This is a genomic window from Pseudomonas danubii (assembly GCF_042980055.1).
Classification (GTDB): domain Bacteria; phylum Pseudomonadota; class Gammaproteobacteria; order Pseudomonadales; family Pseudomonadaceae; genus Aquipseudomonas; species Aquipseudomonas danubii.
Genome location: NZ_CP116502.1, coordinates 6,546,803 through 6,568,653, shown reverse-complemented (window position 1 = coordinate 6,568,653; position 21,851 = coordinate 6,546,803). Strand labels below are relative to the sequence as shown.

Annotated in this window: 17 protein-coding genes; 6 read left to right on the top strand and 11 right to left on the bottom strand. The window is 63.9% G+C overall.

All coding sequences use genetic code 11. The features are described 5' to 3' along the window. Window positions 1–22: 22 nt before the first annotated feature. The 4 genes from ptsP to tadA all read left to right on the top strand — a co-directional run bounded on the left by ptsP (window position 23) and on the right by tadA (window position 4,916). The gene (gene ptsP / locus PFZ56_RS29535) at window positions 23–2,560 is read left to right on the top strand and encodes a phosphoenolpyruvate--protein phosphotransferase (RefSeq protein WP_170001439.1); all 2,538 of its coding nucleotides are present in this window, start codon (window positions 23–25) and stop codon (window positions 2,558–2,560) included. Between the two features lie 2 nt (window positions 2,561–2,562). Next, entirely contained in the window at window positions 2,563–2,853 is a 291-nt protein-coding gene (locus PFZ56_RS29530; protein ID WP_170001438.1) for a PTS transporter subunit EIIB, read from the top strand. A gap of 198 nt (window positions 2,854–3,051) precedes the next feature. Next, window positions 3,052–4,428: a multicopper oxidase family protein gene (locus PFZ56_RS29525; protein ID WP_170001437.1), complete on the top strand. Its 1,377-nt coding sequence runs from the start codon at window positions 3,052–3,054 to the stop codon at window positions 4,426–4,428. Continuing rightward, window positions 4,428–4,916 carry a tRNA adenosine(34) deaminase TadA gene (gene tadA / locus PFZ56_RS29520; protein ID WP_110597123.1) on the top strand — a complete coding sequence of 163 codons (489 nt, stop codon included), beginning with the start codon at window positions 4,428–4,430 and terminating at the stop codon, window positions 4,914–4,916. Before PFZ56_RS29525 ends, tadA begins: the two co-directional genes overlap by 1 nt. A gap of 143 nt (window positions 4,917–5,059) precedes the next feature. Here the strand turns inward: tadA and cmoB are convergent, their stop codons facing one another. The 5 genes from cmoB to lon all read right to left on the bottom strand — a co-directional run bounded on the left by cmoB (window position 5,060) and on the right by lon (window position 10,537). Then, complete coding sequence (gene cmoB / locus PFZ56_RS29515) at window positions 5,060–6,016, bottom strand: tRNA 5-methoxyuridine(34)/uridine 5-oxyacetic acid(34) synthase CmoB (protein ID WP_170001436.1); 957 nt, start codon at window positions 6,014–6,016, stop codon at window positions 5,060–5,062. Next, window positions 6,013–6,756, bottom strand: coding sequence for a carboxy-S-adenosyl-L-methionine synthase CmoA (cmoA, locus tag PFZ56_RS29510; protein ID WP_102880789.1), 744 nt, complete (start codon window positions 6,754–6,756; stop codon window positions 6,013–6,015). Before cmoA ends, cmoB begins: the two co-directional genes overlap by 4 nt. 170 nt (window positions 6,757–6,926) lie before the next feature. Beyond that, window positions 6,927–7,562: a lysoplasmalogenase gene (locus PFZ56_RS29505; protein WP_110597121.1), complete on the bottom strand. Its 636-nt coding sequence runs from the start codon at window positions 7,560–7,562 to the stop codon at window positions 6,927–6,929. A gap of 1 nt (window position 7,563) precedes the next feature. Then, entirely contained in the window at window positions 7,564–7,956 is a 393-nt protein-coding gene (locus PFZ56_RS29500; protein WP_102860427.1) for a protease inhibitor I42 family protein, read from the bottom strand. A gap of 160 nt (window positions 7,957–8,116) precedes the next feature. After that, window positions 8,117–10,537 (bottom strand): endopeptidase La, encoded by a 2,421-nt coding sequence (gene lon, locus PFZ56_RS29495; RefSeq protein WP_102880787.1) that lies wholly within the window; start codon window positions 10,535–10,537, stop codon window positions 8,117–8,119. A gap of 403 nt (window positions 10,538–10,940) precedes the next feature. Between lon and PFZ56_RS29490 the strand changes: the two genes are divergently transcribed. Then, window positions 10,941–13,283 (top strand): bifunctional diguanylate cyclase/phosphodiesterase, encoded by a 2,343-nt coding sequence (locus PFZ56_RS29490; protein ID WP_110597120.1) that lies wholly within the window; start codon window positions 10,941–10,943, stop codon window positions 13,281–13,283. A 46-nt stretch (window positions 13,284–13,329) separates the two neighbouring features. On the opposite strand, the gene PFZ56_RS29485 is transcribed toward PFZ56_RS29490, so the two are convergent. Next, entirely contained in the window at window positions 13,330–13,761 is a 432-nt protein-coding gene (locus PFZ56_RS29485; RefSeq protein WP_102880785.1) for a hypothetical protein, read from the bottom strand. Window positions 13,762–13,965: 204 nt separating this feature from the next. Next, entirely contained in the window at window positions 13,966–14,583 is a 618-nt protein-coding gene (locus PFZ56_RS29480; RefSeq protein ID WP_102860431.1) for a response regulator transcription factor, read from the bottom strand. A 146-nt stretch (window positions 14,584–14,729) separates the two neighbouring features. On the opposite strand from PFZ56_RS29480, the gene PFZ56_RS29475 reads away from it, so the two are divergent. Continuing rightward, window positions 14,730–16,388 carry a hybrid sensor histidine kinase/response regulator gene (locus PFZ56_RS29475; RefSeq protein WP_170001435.1) on the top strand — a complete coding sequence of 553 codons (1,659 nt, stop codon included), beginning with the start codon at window positions 14,730–14,732 and terminating at the stop codon, window positions 16,386–16,388. On the opposite strand, the gene PFZ56_RS29470 is transcribed toward PFZ56_RS29475, so the two are convergent. The 4 genes from PFZ56_RS29470 to PFZ56_RS29455 all read right to left on the bottom strand — a co-directional run bounded on the left by PFZ56_RS29470 (window position 16,366) and on the right by PFZ56_RS29455 (window position 21,734). Further along, the gene (locus PFZ56_RS29470; protein WP_123394042.1) at window positions 16,366–17,013 is read right to left on the bottom strand and encodes a carboxypeptidase-like regulatory domain-containing protein; all 648 of its coding nucleotides are present in this window, start codon (window positions 17,011–17,013) and stop codon (window positions 16,366–16,368) included. The two genes, PFZ56_RS29475 and PFZ56_RS29470, sit on opposite strands and share 23 nt — an antisense overlap. 104 nt (window positions 17,014–17,117) lie before the next feature. Then, window positions 17,118–17,411 (bottom strand): hypothetical protein, encoded by a 294-nt coding sequence (locus tag PFZ56_RS29465; protein WP_102860434.1) that lies wholly within the window; start codon window positions 17,409–17,411, stop codon window positions 17,118–17,120. A gap of 229 nt (window positions 17,412–17,640) precedes the next feature. After that, window positions 17,641–17,961, bottom strand: a complete 321-nt coding sequence (locus tag PFZ56_RS29460) for a hypothetical protein (protein ID WP_102880781.1) — start codon at window positions 17,959–17,961, stop codon at window positions 17,641–17,643. Window positions 17,962–19,313: 1,352 nt separating this feature from the next. Beyond that, window positions 19,314–21,734 (bottom strand): glucose/quinate/shikimate family membrane-bound PQQ-dependent dehydrogenase, encoded by a 2,421-nt coding sequence (locus tag PFZ56_RS29455; RefSeq protein WP_170004720.1) that lies wholly within the window; start codon window positions 21,732–21,734, stop codon window positions 19,314–19,316. Window positions 21,735–21,851: the final 117 nt, after the last annotated feature.

The window sequence follows — 21,851 nt, the reverse complement described above, 5'->3', positions numbered from 1 at the left end:
GGAATCATTAGCAGGTGACGTCATGGCCATAACCCAACCCTTGCAATTGCTCGCGCCCCTGTCCGGGGTGCTGCTGCCCCTGGATCAGGTCCCGGACCCGGTGTTTTCCAGCCGGGTGATCGGTGACGGGCTGTGCATCGACCCGACTTCCCAGATCCTCTGCGCGCCGCTGTCCGGGGTGGTCAGCAACCTGCAGCGTAGCGGCCATGCGCTGAGCATTACCGGCGAGCAGGGCCAGCAGGTGCTGATGCACATCGGGCTGGACACGGTGAACCTGGCGGGCAAGGGCTTCACCTGCCTGATCGAGGAAGGTCAGCAGGTCTCGGCTGGCCAGCCGCTGATCGAGTTCGACGCTGACTACCTGGCCCTGCATGCCCGCAGCCTGTTGACCCTGATGCTGGTGGTCAGTGGCGAAGCGGTGACGGGGCTGGTGTCCGACAGCCTGCTGGTGGAGCTGGGTCAGCCGGTGTTGCAGATCGAACCCGCCTCCGCAGAGGAAGGTGCCAAGGCCGAGGACGCTGAAGCTGAGGCGCTGTTTTCCAAACCGCTGATCCTCGGCAACCCCCAGGGCCTGCATGCGCGCCCGGCGGCTTTGCTGGCCCAGGCCGCCAAGGGCTTTGCCGCGAACATCTGCCTGCACCGGCGCCAGGACTCGGCCAATGCCAAGTCCCTGGTGTCGATCATGGCCTTGCAGACGGTGCAGGGCGATGTCTTGCAGGTCAGTGCCGCAGGTGCGGATGCCGAGCAGGCGATCCAGGTTCTGGTGGAACTGTTGGCCTCAGGTTGTGGCGAGAAAGTCAGTGCTGCGGCGCCGAGTCTTGCGCCGCTAGCGGCGCGGGATGAGTCGTTGGAGACGGTTCTGCGGGGAGTCTGTGCGTCACCGGGTTCGGCGGTCGGCCAGGTGCTGCAGGTGGCTGAACAGCGCCTGCAGATAAAGGAGTGGGCGGTGAACCCGCAGCAGGAGCGCGAAGTGCTTGAGCGCGCTTTGGGGGAGGCGGTCCGGGACCTGCAGCAGCTGCGGGACAATGCCCGGGGTGGCGCGCAGCAGGAAATCTTTCGGGCCCATCAGGAGCTCCTCGACGATCCGAGTCTGTTGCAGCAGGCCGAGGCCCTGATCGTCACCGGCAAGAGCGCTGCCTTTGCCTGGAACCGTGCCATCGAGGCCACCGCCGAGCTGTTCAAGGGCCTGGGCAGTACGCTGCTGGCTGAGCGCGCGGTGGATCTGGCGGACGTCGGCCAACGGGTGCTCAAGCGGATGCTCGGGGTGCAAGAGCATGCCCTGAGCTTGCCGGATCAGGCCATTCTGATTGCCGAACAACTGACCCCCTCGCAGACCGCCAGCCTGGACACGGCCAAGGTGCTGGGGTTTGCCACCGTTGGCGGCGGCGCCACCAGCCACGTGGCGATCCTCGCCCGGGCCCTGGGCCTGCCGGCGATCTGTGGCCTGTCGTCCCGGGTCCTGTCCCTGGCCAACGGCACCCGGGTTCTGCTGGATGCAGATCGCGGCGAACTGCATACGGACCCGGACCCTCAGCGTCTGCAGCAACTGGAGGCCCTGCGTCAGCAGCAACGCCTGCGCCAGCGTCAGGACCTGGCCCAGGCGGCGCAACCGGCGGTGACCCGCGATGGTCATCATCTGGAGGTCACGGCCAACATTGCCTCTCTGGCGGAGGCCGAGCAGGCAATGAGCCTGGGCGGCGAAGGCGTCGGCCTGTTGCGTTCGGAGTTCCTCTACCAGGACCGCAGCCACGCCCCGAGCGCCGAGGAGCAGGCCGAAACCTATCTGGCCATTGCCCAGGCCCTGGGGCCGACGCGCAATCTGGTGGTGCGGACCCTGGACGTGGGCGGCGACAAGCCTCTGGCCTATGTGCCCATGGACAGCGAAGCCAACCCCTTTCTCGGCCTGCGGGGCATCCGCCTGTGCCTGGAGCGTCCCGAACTGCTGCGGGAGCAGTTCCGGGCGATTCTCGCCAGCGCCGGGCAGGCCCGCCTGCACATCATGTTGCCGATGGTCAGCCAGCTGGTGGAGCTGCGTCAGGCGCGCCAATTGCTCGATGACGAGGTTCAGGCCCTGGGCCTGGCGGAGCGGCCCAAGTTGGGCATCATGATCGAGGTGCCTTCGGCGGCCCTGATGGCAGACCGCTTTGCTCCAGAGGTGGATTTCTTCTCCATCGGCACCAACGACCTGACCCAGTACACCCTGGCTATGGACCGTGATCATCCGCGCCTGGCCAGCCAGGCCGACAGCTTCCATCCGTCAGTGCTGCGCCTGATCGCGCGCACGGTGCAGGCCGCCCATGCCCACGGCAAGTGGGTCGGCGTCTGTGGTGCACTGGCTTCCGAGACCCTGGCGGTGCCGCTGTTGCTGGGCCTGGGAGTAGACGAGCTGTCGGTGAGCGTGCCGCTGATTCCCGCCATCAAGGCCCGGGTGCGGGAGTTGGATCTGAGCGAGTGCCAGGCCTTGGCAGCGCGGATCATCGATCTGGAAGACGCGGTTCAGGTACGTGAATGCCTGCAAAGGCAGCAAGTCGCCGCCGACTCACTGGTTCTGGAGAACTGAAGATGTTCGAGAAATTGCAACGGGCGTTCTGGAAGGCCCTGACTCCAGACCTGATCCCTGATCAGCCGAAGGCCCCCCAGGCCAAGGGCAGTGTTCTGAATGACGCGATGCTGGCGGCGCTGGGTGGCAGCGCCAACATCAAGAGCCAGCAACCATTGGCCCTGACCCGCCTGCGCCTGGAACTGCATGATCCGCAGTTGCTGGACCGCAGCGCCCTGCGCGTGGCAGGGGTGCCAGCAGTGATGCCCCTGGCCGGTGGTGTGGTGCATCTGCTGTTGGGATTGCAGGACTGAGGGGCTTGTTCGCTGGCAAGCCGGCTCCTGCAAGAGTAACGGGCTTGCCAGCGAGCGCACCCTCGAAAACACCCATCGTTTCCCCGTCCCGCCTGCGTCCGGTCGCCGCGCCGGCCTTACTGTTTCTCAACTGCGGGTGTATCGTATTCGCCTTTTGCGGGCCTGGGCCCGCCGCGGATACGTGAGGTAGTTGAGTCCATGTCCTTTACCCGTCGACAAATACTCGGTGGTCTGGCCGGTCTGGTAGTGGTGGGCGTGGGAGCGGGTGGCGCCTCGCGTTACTGGCTGGGGAAGATGGCCGACGCCGAGGCGGGCCACGACTACGAGCTGATCGCCGCGCCGCTGGATGTGGAACTGGTGCCAGGGCACAAGACTGAAGCCTGGGCTTTCGGGCCATCGGCACCGGGCACCGAACTGCGGGTACGCCAGGGCGAGTGGCTGCGGGTTCGCTTCATCAACCACCTGCCCGTGGCCACCACCATCCACTGGCACGGCATCCGCCTGCCCCTGGAAATGGACGGTGTGCCTTATGTCTCGCAACTGCCGGTGCTGCCCGGCGAATACTTTGACTACAAATTCCGCGTACCGGATGCCGGTAGCTACTGGTATCACCCCCATGTGAACAGCAGCGAAGAACTGGGCCGCGGCCTGGTGGGCCCGCTGATCATCGAAGAACGCGAACCCACCGGTTTCCAGTACGAGCGCACCCTGAGCCTGAAAAGCTGGCACGTGGACGAAGAGGGCGCGTTCGTCTCCTTCAGCATCCCCCGGGAAGCGGCGCGGGGCGGCACGGCCGGGCGCCTGTCCACCATCAATGGCGTGTCCCAGGCGGTGATCGACCTGCCGGCCGGGCAGATTACTCGGGTGCGTCTACTCAACCTGGACAACACCCTGACCTACCGCATCAACATCCCTGATGTCGAAGCGCAGATCTATGCACTGGATGGCAACCCCATCGAGCCGCGTCCTTTGGGCAAGGAATACTGGCTGGGGCCGGGCATGCGTATCTGCCTGGCGATCAAGGCGCCGGCGGCGGGGCAGGAACTGTCCCTGCGCAACGGTCCGGTGCGCCTGGGCACCTTGCGTTCGGTGGCCAACAACGATGCGCCGACCCAGTGGCCGCCAGCCCTGCCGGCCAACCCGGTGGCCGAGCCGGATCTCGACAACGCCGAGAAGCTCAACTTCAATTTCGAGTGGGTTGGCTCGGTCTCGGTGAACGTGGACAATGGCCAGCCGCCGAGCCTGTGGCAGATCAACGGCCAGGCCTGGGACATTACCGACAAGACCTGCGCCGACCGCCCGATTGCCACGTTGAAAAAGGGCAAGAGCTACATTTTCGAATTGAAGAACATGACTCAGTACCAACACCCGATCCACTTGCACGGCATGAGCTTCAAGGTCATCGCCTCGAACCGCAAGAAGATCACTCCCTACTTCACCGACACCTACCTGCTGGGCAAGAACGAGCGTGCCCGCGTGGCGCTGGTGGCGGATAACCCTGGGGTCTGGATGTTCCACTGCCACGTGATCGACCACATGGAAACCGGTCTGATGGCCGCCATCGAGGTGGCGTGATGCGTCAGATACGCCCGGCGCCGATCATCGACCGCAGCCGCGACCAGGACTTCATGCGCGAAGCCCTGGCCCTGGCCGCCCAAGGCGCAGCCCTGGGGGAAGTGCCGGTGGGCGCGGTGCTGGTATTGGATGGTGAGATTATCGGCCGCGGTTACAACTGCCCCATCAGCGGCAGCGACCCCAGCGCCCACGCCGAGATGGTGGCGATCCGCGCGGCGGCCCAGGCGGTGAGCAATTACCGGCTGCCCGGCAGCACCCTGTACGTGACCCTGGAGCCTTGCAGCATGTGCGCCGGGTTGATCGTCCATTCGCGCATTGCCCGCGTGGTGTACGGCGCGTTGGAACCCAAGGCGGGCATCGTGCAGAGCCAGGGTCAGTTCTTCACCCAGGGCTTTCTCAATCATCGAGTGCTGTACGAGGGCGGGGTGTTGGCCGAAGAGTGCGGCACGGTGCTGAGCGAGTTCTTCAAGGCGCGTCGAGCGCGCTGATCGCAAACCGGTTCGCGGCCTACACAAAACCGTAGGAGCCGGCTTGCCGGCGAACAGGCCCTTGAGCCTTGCGCCGCTCTGGCGGGCGCCTTCGCTGGCAAGCGGAACGCCGCCCGGCCAGCGCCTACAGGGGGAAGGCGGCGTTATTTTTTGGCGACAATCACCGCGCGCATCGGCGCCGGCAGGCCTTCGATGGTTTTGCTGTGGTCATTGGGGTCGAGGAAGTCGCTGAGGGACTGGTACTTCATCCACTCGGTGCCGCGCTGCTCCTCGATGCTGGTCACGCTCACATCCACGCAGCGCACGTCGCTGAACCCGGCGCGCCGCAGCCACAGCTCCAGAGCCGGCACCGAGGGCAGGAACCACACATTGCGCATCTGCGCGTAGCGGTCTTCCGGCACCAGCACCTGATGCTGATCGCCTTCCACCACCAGGGTTTCCAGCACCAGTTCGCCACCCTTGACCAGGCAGTCCTTGAGCGCCAGCAGATGCTCGATGGGCGAACGCCGGTGGTAGAACACCCCCATGGAAAACACCGTGTCGAAACCTTCCAGGTTGGCCGGCAGGTCTTCGAAAGGAAACGGCAAGTGCCACACCGAGGGCTCCGACAGGTAGCGCTGCACCGCCTGGAACTGGCAGAAGAACAGCCAGTTGGGGTCGACGCCAATCACGCTATGGGCGCCGGCGCCGAGCATGCGCCACATGTAGTAGCCATTGCCGCAGCCGACATCGAGGATGCGTTTGCCTTCAAGGTTCAGGTGCGGTGCGACCCGCGACCACTTCCAGTCCGAACGCCATTCGGTATCCACGTGCACGCCGAACAGGTCGAACGGGCCCTTGCGCCACGGTGACAGGCCCATCAGTGCGGTACGCATCTGCGCCCGGGTGGCGTCGTCGCAGTCGGTGTCCAGGCGCAGGCCGTTGATCAGGTCGACTTCGCTGGGCTGGATGTTCGGCAATGCGTCGAGGGCGCTCTGCCAGCGCTCCAGGTCGCCATGGCCCTTTTCCATCTTGGCATCGAGCTGGGCTTGCAGGCCGTTGGCCCATTCGGCCAGGGGCGTGCCCGCCAGACGGCGAGCGAGGGGAGACAGATCAATCATGGCAGGGCAATCAACGAGGCAAAATTAAGACACTGGAACCACGGCACGACTTTCGAGAACCCGGCGGCCAGCAGGCGTTCGCGGTGTTCTTCGAGGCTGTCGGGCTTCATGACGTTTTCGATGGCGCTGCGCTTCTGGGCAATTTCCAGTTCGCTGTAGCCGTTGGCGCGTTTGAAGGCGATGTGCAGGTCGGTGAGCAGGGCGTGTTCCTCGGTGTCGTTGAAGCGCAGCTTCTCCGAGAGGATCAGCGCGCCGCCGGGCAGCAGCGACTGGCGGATGCGCCCGAGCAGGGCCAGGCGCTGCTCGGGGGCGATGAACTGCAGGGTGAAGTTCAAGGCCACCACCGAGGCCGGCTGGAACTCCAGGGCCAGGATATCGCCTTCGATCACCTGCACCGGCAGCAACTCCTGGAACATCGAATCCTGGCCGTTGAGGTATTCCCGGCAACGCTCGACCATGGCCGCCGAATTGTCCACGGCGATCACCCGGCAACCGTCGCTGCGCACATGGCGGCGCAGGGCCTGGGTCACCGCGCCCAGGGATGAGCCCAGGTCGTAGAGCACGCTGTTGGGCTGAGCGAACTGCGCGGCCAGCACCCCGAGGTTCTCGACAATGGTCGGGTAACCCGGCACCGAGCGCTTGATCATGTCCGGGAACACCCGCACCACATCCTCGTTAAAGGCGAAGTCGGGCACCTGGGCCAGGGGCTGGGCGAATAGGCGGTCGGGTTCTTTGCTCACGGCATTTCCAGCGATGGAGATAAAAAGAGGGCGGCATTGTAGCCGCTGCCGCAGGCTGCGATAAGGCCCGCAGGGCCTTCAGGAGCGCAAGGGCGACGCAAGGTGTGATGCTGTTCGCCGGCAAGCCGGCTCCTACAGATTGTAGGGACCGGCCTGTCGGCGAAGGTAGGTCAGCGCGGCTTCTGGCTGAACGCCGAAGCGGCGATACCCCACTGGCCCAGCCAGTAGAAAATGATGATCAAGTAGGGCGCGGCATCGAAGGCCACCACGAAGCGGCTGATGCCAATCAGGCTGTCGGAGAAGGCAAAGCTCAAGGCGCCCACCGCGGCCAGGGCCGCCGAGCGCGCAGGCACTGTCGAGCCCAGGCGTGCCAGGGCGCGCCAGAGCATGGCGCTGATGGTCAGGGCGTAGACGATCACCGGGATCAGCAGCGGGCCCAGGCCGTGGGAAATCAGGATGCTCAACAGCCCCGCGCCAATGGCCAGTGCCACCACCAGCGGCAACAGCGCCAGGCGCCGACAGTCGCAGAGATAGGCCTTGAGGTAGGCCAGGTGCGCCACCAGAAACGCCCCGAGGCCGAACACGAACAGGTCCGAAGGCCAGGCCAACAGCACGTCCCCCAGCACTGAGAACAACAGGCCAATGGCGATCCAGCGGCGATAGTCCCCCGGCGGCGCATCGTGCAACCAGCCCAGCAGGGCCAGTACCGGCAACGGCTTGACCAACAGGCAGAGCAACGTGGCGTGCACGCTGATCCCGTAGATGAAGGTGGCGGCGCCCATTAGCGCAAGAATCAGCCAGCCCATGTCAGTTGACCGTGATCGAGCAGTCGAAGGCTTTTACCGGTGCTTCTTCCGGTGCCCAGGGTTGCTGATAGGTCAGCAGCAGTCGGCCCTGGCCGCTGGCGAACGCCTGGAAACGCCAGGTGGATTGACCACCGCTGCCCACCAGACCGGTGTTCTCGGGATTGCTGTAGACCTCGGGGCTGACCTTGCGCAGGATGCCGCCGGCCGAATCCTGGATTGCCCAGCGATAGCCCGTGGTGGGATTACTGGGCAGGGTCAGGGTCAGGGTTTGCCCGTTGTGCAATTGCAGGGGGCATTGGCTCTGGTTTTCCACGGTGACGTTTTGCTTGGGCTGGCTGGCGCAGGCGGCCAGCAGGGCGAGGCTGAGCAGGGCAAGCAGGCGAGGTGCGGACATGGGTCAGGAAGCTCCGATCATTCGTGACGAACGGCGAGCATAACTGAAGATGATGGGCGGTGTGGGCCGGGGGACGGAGGTTGGCGCTTATGGCCTGTTCGCCGGCAAGCCGGCTCCTACAAGGGACAACCTGTAGGAGCCGGCGTGCCGGCGAAGGGATTTAGAACAGTACCTTGGCCACGTCGGCAAAACGCTTGGCGAAATGCACGGTGATGCCTTCCTTGAGGTAGTCCGGCAGCTCCTCGAAATGCCCGCGGTTGGGCTCCGGCAGGATCAGCTCAAAGATCTTCTGGCGCCGCGCCGCGATGACTTTCTCCCGCACCCCGCCAATGGGCAGCACGTGGCCGGTGAGGGTCAGCTCGCCGGTCATGGCCACGCCTTTTTTCGGCGGCTGGTTGCGCGCCAGGGACAGCAGGGCGCTGGCCATGGTCACCCCGGCACTCGGGCCATCCTTGGGCGTGGCACCTTCAGGAACGTGCAGGTGGACGAAGGCTTCGTCGAAGAACTTGCTGTCGCCGCCGAACTGCTTGAGGTGCGAACTGACGTAACTGTAGGCGATCTCCGCCGACTCCTTCATCACATCCCCCAACTGACCGGTGAGCTTGAAACCACGGTTGTGGGTATGAATCCGCGTCGCCTCGATGGGCAGGGTCGCGCCGCCCATGCTGGTCCAGGCCAGGCCGGTGATGACCCCGGTGCCGCTCAGGACCTGCTCGTTGCGGAACACCGGCATGCCCAGGGAGGCCTCCAGGTCCTTGGGCCCGATCTTGATGTTTGCATCCGGCTCGTCCAGCAGCTTGACCACCGCTTTGCGCACCAGTTTGCCCAGTTGTTTCTCCAGTTGGCGCACCCCGGCTTCCCGGGCGTAACTGTCGATCACGGCGCGCAGGGCACTGTCGCTGATGCTCAGGCTGCTCTTGGCCACACCGGCTTTTGTCAACTGCTTGGGCCACAGGTGGCGCTTGGCGATGGCGAGTTTTTCCTCGGTGATGTAACCCGACAGGCGAATCACTTCCATGCGGTCGAGCAGCGGCCCGGGGATCGAGTCCAGGGTGTTGGCGGTGCACACGAACAGGACCTTGGACAGGTCCATGCGCAGGTCCAGGTAATGGTCGAGGAAGTCGACGTTCTGCTCCGGATCGAGGGTCTCCAGCAGGGCCGAGGCCGGGTCGCCCTGGTAGCTCTGGCCCATCTTGTCGATCTCGTCGAGCATGATCACCGGGTTCATCACCTCCACTTCCTTGAGGGCCTGCACCAGCTTGCCCGGCTGGGCGCCGATGTAGGTGCGGCGGTGCCCCTTGATCTCGGCTTCGTCGCGCATGCCGCCGACACTGAAGCGATAGAACGGCCGCCCCAGGGATTCGGCAATGGACTTGCCGACACTGGTCTTGCCCACGCCCGGCGGGCCCACCAGCAGTACGATGGAGCCGCTGATCTCGCCCTTGTAGGCGCCCACCGCGAGGAATTCGAGGATGCGGGTCTTGATGTCATCGAGCCCGGCGTGGTGCTGGTCGAGCACTTTGCGCGCGTGCTTGAGGTCGAGCTTGTCTTCGCCATAGACGCCCCAGGGCACAGCGGTGGCCCATTCCAGGTAGTTGCGGGTCACGGCGTATTCCGGCGAGCCGGTTTCGAGGATCGACAGCTTGTTCATTTCCTCGGTGATGCGCTTCTGCGCCTGGGCCGGCAGGACCTTGCCGCTCAGTCGCTGCTCGAACTGTTCCAGGTCGGCGCTGCGGTCATCCTTGGTCAGCCCCAGCTCCTGCTGGATCACCTTGAGCTGTTCCTTGAGGAAGAATTCGCGCTGGTGCTCGCCGATCTTGCGGTTGACCTCGGCGGAGATCTCTTTCTGCAGGCGCGCGACCTCGACTTCCTTGCGCAGCATCGGCAGGACTTTCTCCATGCGCTTGAGCATCGGCACGCAGTCCAGCACCTCCTGCAACTCGTTGCCGGTGGCGGAAGTCAGGGCGGCGGCGAAGTCGGTCAGGGGCGAAGGGTCGTTGGGGCTGAAGCGGTTGAGGTAGTTCTTCAGTTCTTCGCTGTACAGCGGATTGAGGGGCAGCAGCTCCTTGATCGCGTTGATCAGCGCCATGCCGTAGGCCTTGACCTCATCGGTGGGTTCGCTGGGCTGGTGCGGGTATTCGACTTCCACCAGGTAGGGCGGCCGGTGGTGTTTGAGCCAGGTGCGGATGCGTACCCGGGTCAGGCCCTGGGCGACGAATTGCAGCTTGCCGTTCTCGCGGCTGGCGTGGTGGACCTTGACCAGGGTGCCGTACTCCGGCAACGCGGATGTATCGAAGTGGCGCGGATCTTCCTGGGGGGTATCCATGAAAAACAGGGCCAGGGAGTGGTGGTCGGATTGGCTTACCAGCTCCAGGGTTTCGGCCCAGGGTTCTTCGTTGACAATCACCGGCAGCACCTGCGCCGGGAAGAAGGGACGATTGTGAATCGGCATGATGTAGACCTTGTCCGGCAGATTCTGCCCGGGCAGGGCCAGGCCGGTGCCATGGGCACTGGGCTGTTCGGTATTTTCCGGATCGAGGTACTCACGTGGATCTTCGGGAAATGCTTGCTGGTCGCTCATGAAGGCTCCTGCGCGATGGGCTATGCAGGTTAGATGGGGCAGGTCGAGACGGGTTTCAATGGGAAACTGGTTTCAGCTTTTTTCCGAGCGGCCCTCAACTGTCCGTTGAGGCTCTGTCCAGACGTGTGGTGTGGACGCTGTGGACGTATTGGACGGCGTTGACGGACATCAAATGTCAATAAAATGACTTGGATGTCACCTGTTTTATTGCGTGATCTTCTACAGTTTGAGGATTAATCTGAGTGTCCGGAATGTCGGAGTGAAATCGGCATTTATTTGACGCGCGCATTCAGCTTCTTAGAGGGATGGGTATGAAGAACGGATTTTTCAGCTCCCGGCGGCCGTCACCCGCGCAGGTGCTTTTCCGGCCCGGCGGGCGATCGGAGTGGATGAGAGCAGCCCTATGAAGTGGCGCCGAACCTTTCAGGCAAGGATTGTCGGGGTGCTGGCGCTGTTGCTGTTGGTGCTGATTGGCGCGGTGTACTTTGCGGTGAAGACCGCCACTACTCACGCAGTGGAGAAGCAGGCGCAATTGCAATTGAAGATCGGCACTCGCGTGTTCGAGCGCCTGCTCGACCTGCGGGGTCGCAATCTGCAATACGGTATCGACTGGCTGGTGGTGGATTCGGAGTTTCACCGCGCGGTGGTCAGCGGCAAGCCGGTGGACATCCTCGCGTCCCTGGCGCAGTACCGTGGGGGTATTCGTTCCAGCGAGATGTTCGTGCTCAGTCCCGAGGGACGGGTAATCGCCAGTACGCTGGCGGACATTGCCAGGGGGCAGCCGTTTCCCTATGACCGGGCGTTGCGCCGAGCGCAGCGGCACGACACTCACATGCTGTTCGTTGCGATCAAAGGCCGCCCCTATCTGTTGGTGCAAGGTGAAGTGCTGGATTCGCTGCCCGTTGCCCGGGTGGTGATGGGCTTTCCCATGGATGAGTTGTTCGCCCGGGAACTGCGTTCCATGAGCAACCTGGAAGTCTCATTCCTGACCGTTGACGGCGAGCACCCCGGAGAGTTGTTCAGCACCCAGCCGGAGTTCTTCTGGTCGCCGATCATCAATGTCCTGCGTGACTCGTTGTGGCAGTCCCTGCCGCAGATGAGCGAAACCCATGGCCAACGCTTTCTCAACCAGGCACTGCAACTGGCCAATACCGGGGATGCCCACGATCCACGGGTCATGGTCTTGTTGCAGAGCCCCCTGGAACAGGCACTGCAAGCCTTTGCGCCACTGGACCGGGAGTTCCTGTGGATCGCTATGGTGGCGCTGGTGATTTCCCTGGTCTTCGCCCTGTTGATGGCTCGGCGGGTTTCGCGGCCCCTGGAAGACCTGGCCCAGGCTGCCCGACGTATCGGTGCCGGCAACTATCAGGCCACGGTGGCCATCAAGCGCAGCGACGAGTTCGGTGTGCTGGCGGATGCCTTCAACGCCATGCAGAGCGCCATTGCCACCCGTGAGCGGCAACTGGCCCACAACGCCCTGCATGATCCCCTGACCGGGCTGCCCAATCGGGCCCTGGCCATCGAGCGCCTGAGCCAGGCCATCGCTGCCCGGCGCAACGTGGTGTTGCTGTACCTGGGGATCGACAACTATCGGGCGATCAACGAAGGCTTTGGCAATGAAGGGCTGGAGCAGATGATGGGGGAACTGAGCCGGCGGCTGCGTGATGTGCTGTCCCAGGGCGATACCGCGGCGCGGATCACCGCCAGCGAGTTCCTCCTGCTGCTGGAAAACACCGAGCTCGATGGCGCCATTGCCATGGCCGACCGCCTCCATGACCTGTTGAGCCGACCCCAGCTGATTCAGGGGGATGAGGTACGGCGCCAGATCTGCATGGGCATGGCGGTGTATCCCGCCGACGGCAAGTCCGCCGAAGAGCTGATCAGCCGTGCCGCGATCGCCCGCCACGATGCAGCGCTCAACCCCGGTTACCTGCAGGTCTACCAGCAAGACCGCGACCTGGCTCATCAGCGCCAGATCAGCCTGATCCGTGACCTGCGTCGCGCCGCCGCCGATGGCGAGCTGTTCCTGCTGTATCAGCCCAAGCTGGATCTGCGCCGGGATTACCTGCACCAGGCCGAAGCCCTGCTGCGCTGGCGGCATCCGGTATTTGGCGTGGTGTCGCCAGCGGAGTTCATTCCCCTGGCCGAGCGCACCGGCAGCATGCACAGCCTGACCTCCTGGGTCATCGAGGCTTGCATTCGCCAGTTGGCGGAGTGGAACCGCCGGGCTTTGCCCGTGCGCCTGTCGCTGAACATCTCCGCCAGCGACCTGGAGGACGACGGCCTGGAAGTCCGGGTCAGCCAGTGCCTGGAGCGCTATCAGGTGGCCGCTGAGCAACTGGTGTTCGAGATCACCGAGAGCGCGATCATGCGCCATCCGGAACAGTCGCTGGCGGTGCTGCAGCGCTTGCGTGGCTGCGGCATCAGTCTGTCGGTGGATGATTTTGGCACCGGCTATTCATCCCTGGCCCAGTTGCAGCGTCTACCGGTGCAGGAGTTGAAGATCGACCAGTCCTTTATCCGCAACCTGGACGAAACCAGCGGTGATGCGGTGATCGTGCGCTCAACCATCGAAATGAGTCACAAGCTGGGGCTCAAGGTGGTGGCCGAAGGGGTGGAGTACGAGCATTGCCTGAAACTGCTGGAAAGCTGGGGCTGCGACACGGTCCAGGGTTACCTGATCAGCCGGCCGTTGCCCGCCGAGGCCTTCGAGCATTGGATGTTGAAGTCTCGGGTGTCCAGCTGAAGGGGCTGGATGGCCGGCGGGGAGCCGGCATCCAGGGTTGGGGCTTTCAGAGGGTGGCCGACTCGGCCTTGGTCAGCAGGCTGTGCAGCTCCGGCTCGATGCCTTCTTCACTGAGGTTGTCCATGATTTCCAGGATACAGGGCGCATAGCGCTGCTCGATGGCAGCTTGCGCCCAGTCCAGCTCATAGACCGCCATGACCCGTACATCCAGGTAAGGCGAGTCTGCCAGCAGGCGTTTCAACAAGGCGATGGCCGGTGCCGTTCGCAACTCGCCCAGGGAGACGGCGCAGCGGTGCTGCCAGTACTCGGGCCGGGACAGCAGTGTCTCGCCGAGCCGTTGCCATTGCGCCGGGGTAAAGGCGTGAAGCACGCCCTTGGCCACCTGTTCGGTGGTGTATTCGTTCCAGTTGGTGGCTTCCGAGTCACCGAACCAGTGGTGCAACCGATCAAATAGTTCATCACGTTCATCCGTATTCATGATGTTTTTCTCCTGCGTGGGGCGGCCGCGCCAGCACGCTGTTCCTGGCGTGCCGCCCAATGCCATGGCGTTTATACAGGCGTGCCAGGACCGATGCTGCCTCATTTGCGCCAAGCTTCCCAGCGTTAAAGGTGCAACCGGGGCAAACAGCCGGTGCAGCGCCGGAGGCGACTCTCTGGCATGGGTGCGCGAGCCTGTCCCGGGTTACCAGGCCCCGGCGAACTTCACCGCAGCCGCTGCCCGTGAGGGCACTTTCAGGGTGTGCAGCAGGGACGAGACATGGATGCGTACGGTGAACGGCGAGATATCCAGCTCCCGGGCGATTTCCTTGTTGGTCTTGCCCTGGGCGATCAGGCGCAGCACTTCTTGCTGGCGGGTGGTTAGCTGGCTGATCTCGGCGCCGGCATCCAGGGGCAGCAGCAAGCCGGAAGGTGCGTACTTGACCACCACTTCGCCCTGGCGAATGGCCTGGATTGCCTGGCCGATCTCCTCCGGGCTGATGCTCTTGCCGATAAAACCGTCGGCACCGGCGGCCATGACTTCGCCGATCAGGTCCTGGTTGTCCACCATCGATACCACGATGAGCGAGGTTCGGGGCAGCTGTCGGCGCAGGTCGGCAATCAGGCTGACCGAGGTCAATCCGGGGAAACGCAGGTCCAGAATCAGCGAGTCCGGCTCCTCGCCGGTCAGGGCCAGGGCCAGTACCGCCGCCAGGTCGCCAGCCTCTTCGAGCAGGGCGTCGGGCAGCAGGCGCTGGAGGGTGCGCAGCATGCCCTCGCGGAATAGCGGGTGGTCGTCGGCGACGATAATCCGGCATGTCATGTCGTGAAACTCCTTGAAACATCCAGTCCTGCGCGCATGCTAACTTGACGCGCGGCGTTGTAACTGGCCGCTGGTCGTGTTCGATACGCGGTATTGCCGAGCGGCAAAAGACCACGGCAACACAGATTGCACAAGGAGGTGATTGCATGAACGTTGAGAAGGACAGCGAACTCGACCAGGCCACCCTGCGGATTATCGTGGCCGGGTGCGCCCTGGTCTGGTTTACCGTGATCGGCTTTCTCCCGGGGCAGCAGGTCGACCCTTATGTGCCGGTGATGATCTACATTGCCCTGTTCATGTTGGGTTCGATCCTGCTGCGCATGGCCATTGCCCGCTGGCCCGGGCATTACCCGGCGCGGCGCATCCTGGGCATGGTCTACGACTACACCGGCACCTGTTACGGCTTGGTGGTAGGCGGCGAGGGGGCGCTACCGATTTATGCGGTGATGGTCTGGGTGAACCTGGGCAATGGCATGCGTTTTGGCTCGCGCTACCTGGCCATTGCCACCGTGCTGGCGCTGTTTGCGCTGTTCATGGTCTATCTGCTGACCCCGTATTGGCAGGCCCAGCCCTACATGGTGCTGATGCTGATGATCACCAGCACGGTGATTCCGGTGTACGCCCACATCCTGCTCAAGCGCACCCGTCTGGCTTCGGAAGAGGCGATTGCCGCCAACCTGGAAAAGTCCCGGTTCCTGGCCCAGGCCAGCCACGACCTGCGCCAGCCGATCCATTCCATCGGCCTGTTCACTGCTTGCCTGCGCGAGGCCAACCTGGGGGGCGAAGAGCGGCGGCTGGTGGACAACATCGACCGTTCGCTGCTCAACGTGTCGCAGTTGTTCCGTTCGATCCTCGACCTTTACACCCTGGACAACGGACGCGTGCAGCCCAAGTACGAAACCGTGCACCTGGGGGAGTTACTGCGGGATCTGGTGCGCCAGAACGCCGAAGCGGCGCGCTGGGCGCGGGTCGAACTGCGCTTGCGCCCCTGCAGTTACTGGGTGCGGGTTGATCCGGGGCTGTTGGCGACCATGGTGCAGAACGTGCTGTCCAACTGCTTCAAGTACGCCGCAGAACGGCCGGTGCTGATCGGTGTGCGCCGTCGTGGACAGGGCCTGGCCATTGTCATTTATGACCAGGGCCGGGGCATCGCCGAGGAGCATCTGCCAAAGATCTTCGATGAGTTCTACCGGGTCCGCCAGGTGCGCGACAAGGACGTCGAAGGCGTTGGCCTGGGCCTGTCCATCGTCAAGCGCCTGGGGCAGATGACCGACCTGCAGGTGACGATTCGTTCGCGGGTCGATCACGGTACTACCGTCAGCCTGCATGGCTTGGTATTGGCTGCGCCGCAGCGTTTGCACAGCCGTGACGAAGCGGTGCAGAGCGGCTTGCTGACCGGGTTGCGAGTCTGTCTGGTGGAAGATGATCGTAACGTCCTGCTGGCCACCTCGGCGTTGCTGGAACGCTGGGGCTGTGTGGTCCAGGCCGAATCGAGCGGGGAGAATCTACTGACCGATTGCGACATTATCGTCGCCGACTATGACCTGGGCACCCGCGCCTCGGGTATCGAATGCATCGACAGCATCCGCCAACAACGGGGTTGGGAAGTACCAGCCTTGATCATCACCGGACACGACCTCGAGAAAATCCACGCCGCCCTGCACGACCGCAACATCGCCATCCTCTCCAAGCCGGTGCGTCCGGTGGAACTGCGGGGCACCTTGCGGGCCCTGCGCGAGACGCCGCTGGCGTCCAGTCACAGGGCCGTGACGCAAGGGGCTGCTACCAGGTCCGGCACGGGATAAGCAGGGGATAGTTGGTCATGGTCAGCTTCTTGTTCTCGCCACTGGCGAGTTCGACGAAGTCATCCAGCATGCCTGAGTACGAAGAGATCGAACTGCGCTCGGTGTAGTAGTGGGTGGTCACCGGCCCGTAGTTGGTGTTGCTCTGGCCGGTGCCCACGTACTCATTCCAGCGGCTGGTGCCGTACACCATGTCTTGGCCCTGGACGAAGTAGCGGCCCGGTTGCAGCCCCGTGAACTGGAAGATGCCGTTGCCGTCGGTCCGGGTCACCCGGTGCACGGCCACGGCCTCGGGGGCCATGCTCACCGGCGCGCCCTCGGGCTGGGACCTGCGCAAGTCATGCCAGGCCTGCAAGTGCGGGGTGACCGGGTAGAGATAGATCTCCACATTGCCGCTGTTCTCGATGCCGTCGTTGCCGACGATGCAGAACTTGCCGGTGAGCGTTGCGTTGCCGGGTTGCAGGGCGGCGCGCGCGGCCTGGGTATCGAAGGGGACGGTGGGGTACTGCACGGTGGGGATTTTTACCGGCGGGTATTCGTCCAGGGTTCGTCCCTGGCGCGGCGCGCAGGCACTCAAGGCACAGGCGAGCAGGACTGTGCCTGCCACCATGAATAAGCGGGAGTTCATGGGTTCAGAACCTTTGCAGAGGTTGCAGTGTTCGCGCGACACAGCCCTGCCATGGCGCAGAGGCCGGTGGTCGCCGCGAACCTGGGTAGTCAGGGACTGCCGGCTTACTGCTTGGTGCACTGGGCGGGGAGCGCTACTGCGCCGCCCATGGTGGCGAAGGCGACCATGCCGCCGCTGGGCAATACGCAGTCATATTCGCCGTTGCTGGTGCTGGCAGTGAAGTAGGTCTGGGACGCGTCGCTGCGTACGTTCGAGACCGTGCTCACGGGCTTGCCGAGGGTGGTCTGGGCGCGGTTCTTGAGGTCGTCGTTGCTCGGTTTGGCAATGGCGCAACCGCCCAGGGCGAGGGCCAGGACGCTGAGCAGGGTGAGAGGACGGACGCTGGAATGGAGTTTCATGATGAATCTTCCTTGGTGTTGTTGTGTTTTCAACGGCGCAGCCGCTCCCGACACCGCAGAACGGCAGTGTTGGGGGAGAGCGGGTGGTTGCTCGGCACTATAGCCCCGGCCTGGGGGAGGGTCGATTAGCACAAATGGGCTAATGTCGCTTTGCAATTACGGGGCGCAGGGGGCGGTTATCGGGGCGGCTTGATGGGCCCGGCGGGGCGCGCCGGGCCCGGATCAGGGGTCAGGTGAGCAGTTGTTCCTGCAGGCGCCGGCCCAGTACATCGAGCAGGTCGCAGCCGTCGCGCAGGGGGATGACGCACAGCTGGGCGAAGTCCTGGAGCAGGGCCGGGTTGCTCTGCAGGTTGTCGTGGCTGGCGATGTTTTCCAGCAACTGGGTGGCCGCGCGGATGCGGTGGGCGGCGGCTTCGTGGAGGGCGTCCAGCGGGGCCTGGGTGTCCACCAGCAGGGCGGGGATGTTGTAGTCGTTGCTGGTGAGGGGCATGTAGTGCTCCACGTTTTTATCCACTGTATCGATGGGTGGATCGGGTGTGATTTTCTTCATTGGTCTGCTTCCTAACGTATGAGTCGGAGTCGCCAAAAATCACTTCCACGTAATTAGGTGGCGGCTGTACGCAGGTGTGGAAGACCGGGACGTTAGGCACCCGGCGCACTCAAGAGTGCCCCGCGCACAGCCACCATAAAGTGCAGGCTACAAACATGCCTGACGGTTGCTGGTGCTTTGCGCGCCTAACGATATAGGGGCTTCCACACCCCTGTCACTGAATTTGCAATGACCCCCAGACCTTAAGGGCATCGCCTTGGAGGGACAAGGTGATGCAATTGGACGCGAGTTGTAGGAATTTTCGGTGATCGCGGTTTGAGGGGAAGGGGGGGAGGGTTTGGTCTTGAGCGGTGGGGAAGCTAGTCGTAAAACTGGGATCTTTTTGTGTACATATCCGTTGCTGCGGGTGTGGCTACTGGCGGTTTCGCCCTTACGGCGAGTCCCTTTTTACAAACGCCTAAAAAGGAACCAAAAACGCTTGCCCCTCCATGGGCCCCTCGCTGGGGCTCGGGGTTCCCTCACTTCGGCATTGCTCCGGGGGCCCGCCGCCAACCGGCCATCCATGGCCGGGTGGCGGCTAGCTCGGCATCCATGCCGAGCTGCCCCCTACGCAACGCCTACGCTCGGCCTGCTGGGAAGGGGCCTGAAGATCAAGATCAAAAGCCAAGCGCGTGTTACGCGCTGTTCGTAGGAGCCGGCTTGCCGGCGAAAGGGCTTGTGAGACATGCAGCACCTGGGCGGACGCCTTCGCTGGCAAGCCAGCTCCTACGGTGGCCCAAACACCGCATCTCGCTGTAGGAGCCGGCTTGCCGGCGAAGAGGCCCGTGAGACATGCATCGCCTGGGCTGACGCCTTCGCTGGCAAGCCAGCTCCTACACGGGAGGCGCTACACACCGCCCCATCTTCAGGCCGGCCGCAAGGCCGCCGTCGCGCTCTTGATTTTGATCTTGATCTGAACGCCCCGTTAACCACGATGGCCGAACGCAGGCATTGAGCCGTGGGTAACCCGGCAGGACGCCGGGTTAGCCGCCACCCGGCCATGGATGGCCGGTGGCGGCGGCCCACGGATCAATGCCGGAGTGAGGGCATGCCGAGCCTAGGCGAGGCACCGAGTGGAGGGGCAGAGCGTTTTGCTTACTTTTGCGCTCTTCAAAAGTGAGTCGCTGTAAGAGCGAAACCATAAGCCGCCACACCCGCAGCAACGGATATGTACCCAAACCCCCGCTGTAAAAGCGCAACCACAAATGGCCCCCCCCGTATCACCGGATATTCACACCATCCCCCTCTACCCTGAACACAAAAAAAGGCGGCTACCCCAAGGTAGCCGCCTTTTTCATGCCTGCCGGTAAAGCTTATTCCGCCAGTTTGTAGGCAATGATGTAGTCGCCCATCTTGGTGCCCAGAGAGCCGTGGCCGCCCACCACCACCAGGACGTACTGCTGGCCGTCCTTGCCGGTGTAGCTCATCGGCGTGGCCTGGCCGCCTGCTGGCAAGCGGGATTTCCACAGTTCCTTGCCGTTTTTCACGTCATAGGCGCGGATGTACTGGTCCAGGGTGCCGCTGAGGAAGCCCACGCCACCGCCAGTAACCATGGAGCCGCCCATGCTCGGTACGCCGATTGGCAGGCCGATGGGGATCGGCGAGCTGTCGCGGCTGGTGCCGTTCTTGTGCTTCCACACCACTTTATTGGTGGTCAGGTCGATACCGGCCACGTAGCCCCAGGCCGGTGCTTGGCAAGGTACGCCCAGAGGCGACATGAACGGGTGCATGATCACCGCGTAAGGCGCGCCGGTGTTGGGTTGCACGCCCGAGGTTTCGCTTTCGCGCTTGCTGCCGGCGGCGACTTCGGCGCGCGGCACCAGCTTGGAAACGAAGGCCATGTAGTTCGGGCTGGTGAACAGCAACTGGCGCACCGGGTCCAGCGAGACGCTGCCCCAGTTGAACACGCCGACGTTACCCGGGTAGATCAGGCTGCCCTGCACCGACGGCGGGGTGTACTGACCTTCATAGCGCAGTTCCTTGAACTGGATGCGGCACAGCATCTGGTCGAACGGCGTGGCGCCCCACATGGCTTTCTCGTCCAGTGGCGGCGGCAGCAGGTTCAGGTCCGAACGGGCCTGGGTCGGTGCGGTGTGGTCGCCTTCGACAGCGCCGGTCGGGGCCGGTACTTCACGGATCGGCACGATCGGGGTGCCGTCGCGACGGTCCAGTACGTACAGGCTGCCTTGCTTGGTCGGCTGGATCAGCGCCGGCTTGACGCCGTCCGCGGTCTTCATGTCCAGCAGGGTCGGCTGGCTGCCCACGTCCATGTCCCACAGGTCGTGGTGGGTGAACTGGTAGTTCCAGCGCAGCTTGCCGGTGTCGATGTCCAGGGCCACGGTGCCGGCGCTGAATTTCTCGGCGCCTGCGGTGCGGTTGCCGCCCCACTGGTCAGGCATCTGGTTGCCCAGTGGCAGGTAGACCATGCCCAGTTTCTCGTCGACGCTGGCCAGGGACCACATGTTCGGCGAGTTGCGGGTGTAGGTCTGGCCTTCTGGCAGGGGAGCGGTTTCGTCGGGGTTGCCCGAATCCCAGTTCCACACCAGGTGACCGTCGTGCGCGTCGAAGGCGCGGATCACGCCGGACGGCTCGTTGGTCGATTCGTTGTCGGTGACGTGGCCGCCGATGATCACCAGGTTGCGGGTGATGGCCGCTGGCGAGGTGGAGTAGTAGCCACCCGGAGTGAACGGGCCGATACCGGCCTTGAGGTCCACGGCGCCCTTGTTGCCGAAGTCTTCACAGACTTTGCCGGTGTCGGCGTTGATGGCAATCAGGCGCGCATCGGCGGTAGGCAGGAACAGGCGACGCGGGCAGCTGGCGGCGATGGCCTGGCCCGCTGGGGACAGGGTGGCCGGCTGGCTGATGGCGTCGGCGTTCTTGAAGTTGGCTTCGTCGTAGTACGACACGCCACGGCAGGTCATGTGCGCCCAGCCACGGAAGTCGTCGCCGTTGGGGCCCTGGATCTGCGGGTCGAAGCGCCAGATTTCCTTGCCGGTATCCGGGTCCAGAGCCAGCACCTGGCTGTGGGCGGTGCAGGCATAGAGCTTGCCGTTGACCTTCAGCGGGGTGTTCTGGTTGGTGATCTCCACCGGGTCCTTGGCGGTCGGCATGTCGCCAGTGCGGATGCGCCAGGCTTCCTGCAGCTTGCCGATGTTGGCCGGGGTGATCTGTTTCAGCGGCGAGTAGCGGTCGCCGAACTCGGTGCGACCGTAGGCCTGCCAGTCACCATCAGGCATGGCCGGTGCAGTGCTGGCCATGTCGGTGCTGTCGCGGCCCAGGTCGCCGGAGATTTCCCCAGGGTTGGTGAACTGGCTGCCAATGGCGGCGCCACCGGCCAGGACCACGGCCACGCTCAAGGCCGCGGTGCCGATCGGAGCCGGGCCATCGCGCAGCAGCGGACGACGGAACCAGGGCAGCAGCAGGACCACGCCCAGGGCGAACCACAGGGACAGACGTGGCACCAGTTGCCACCAGTCCAGGCCGATTTCCCACAGCGACCAGAGGGTACTGGCGAACAGTACCAAAGCATAAAGGCCTAGCGCGGCGCGTTTGCCGGCCAGCAGCAGAAGGCCGGTCAGCGTCAGGCCGATACCGGCCAGGACGTAGTACAGCGAGCCGCCGAGCATGCTCAGCTTGATCCCCCCGGCCAGCAAGGCCAGGCCCATTAGCAGCAGCAAGACTCCGAGCAGGCTTGGCAGCCGGCGGCTCGGACTTGAAGCACCCTCAGTGCTCATAGTGTGGTTCTCCGTGACGTTAAGAGTGTTCCCGCGCTTTTTCACTGTAGATGACGATCAGGCGCGGGCTTGGTTCAGCTGAAAACTGTGAATGGCGTCGTTTTTTGCCTCGCGGCT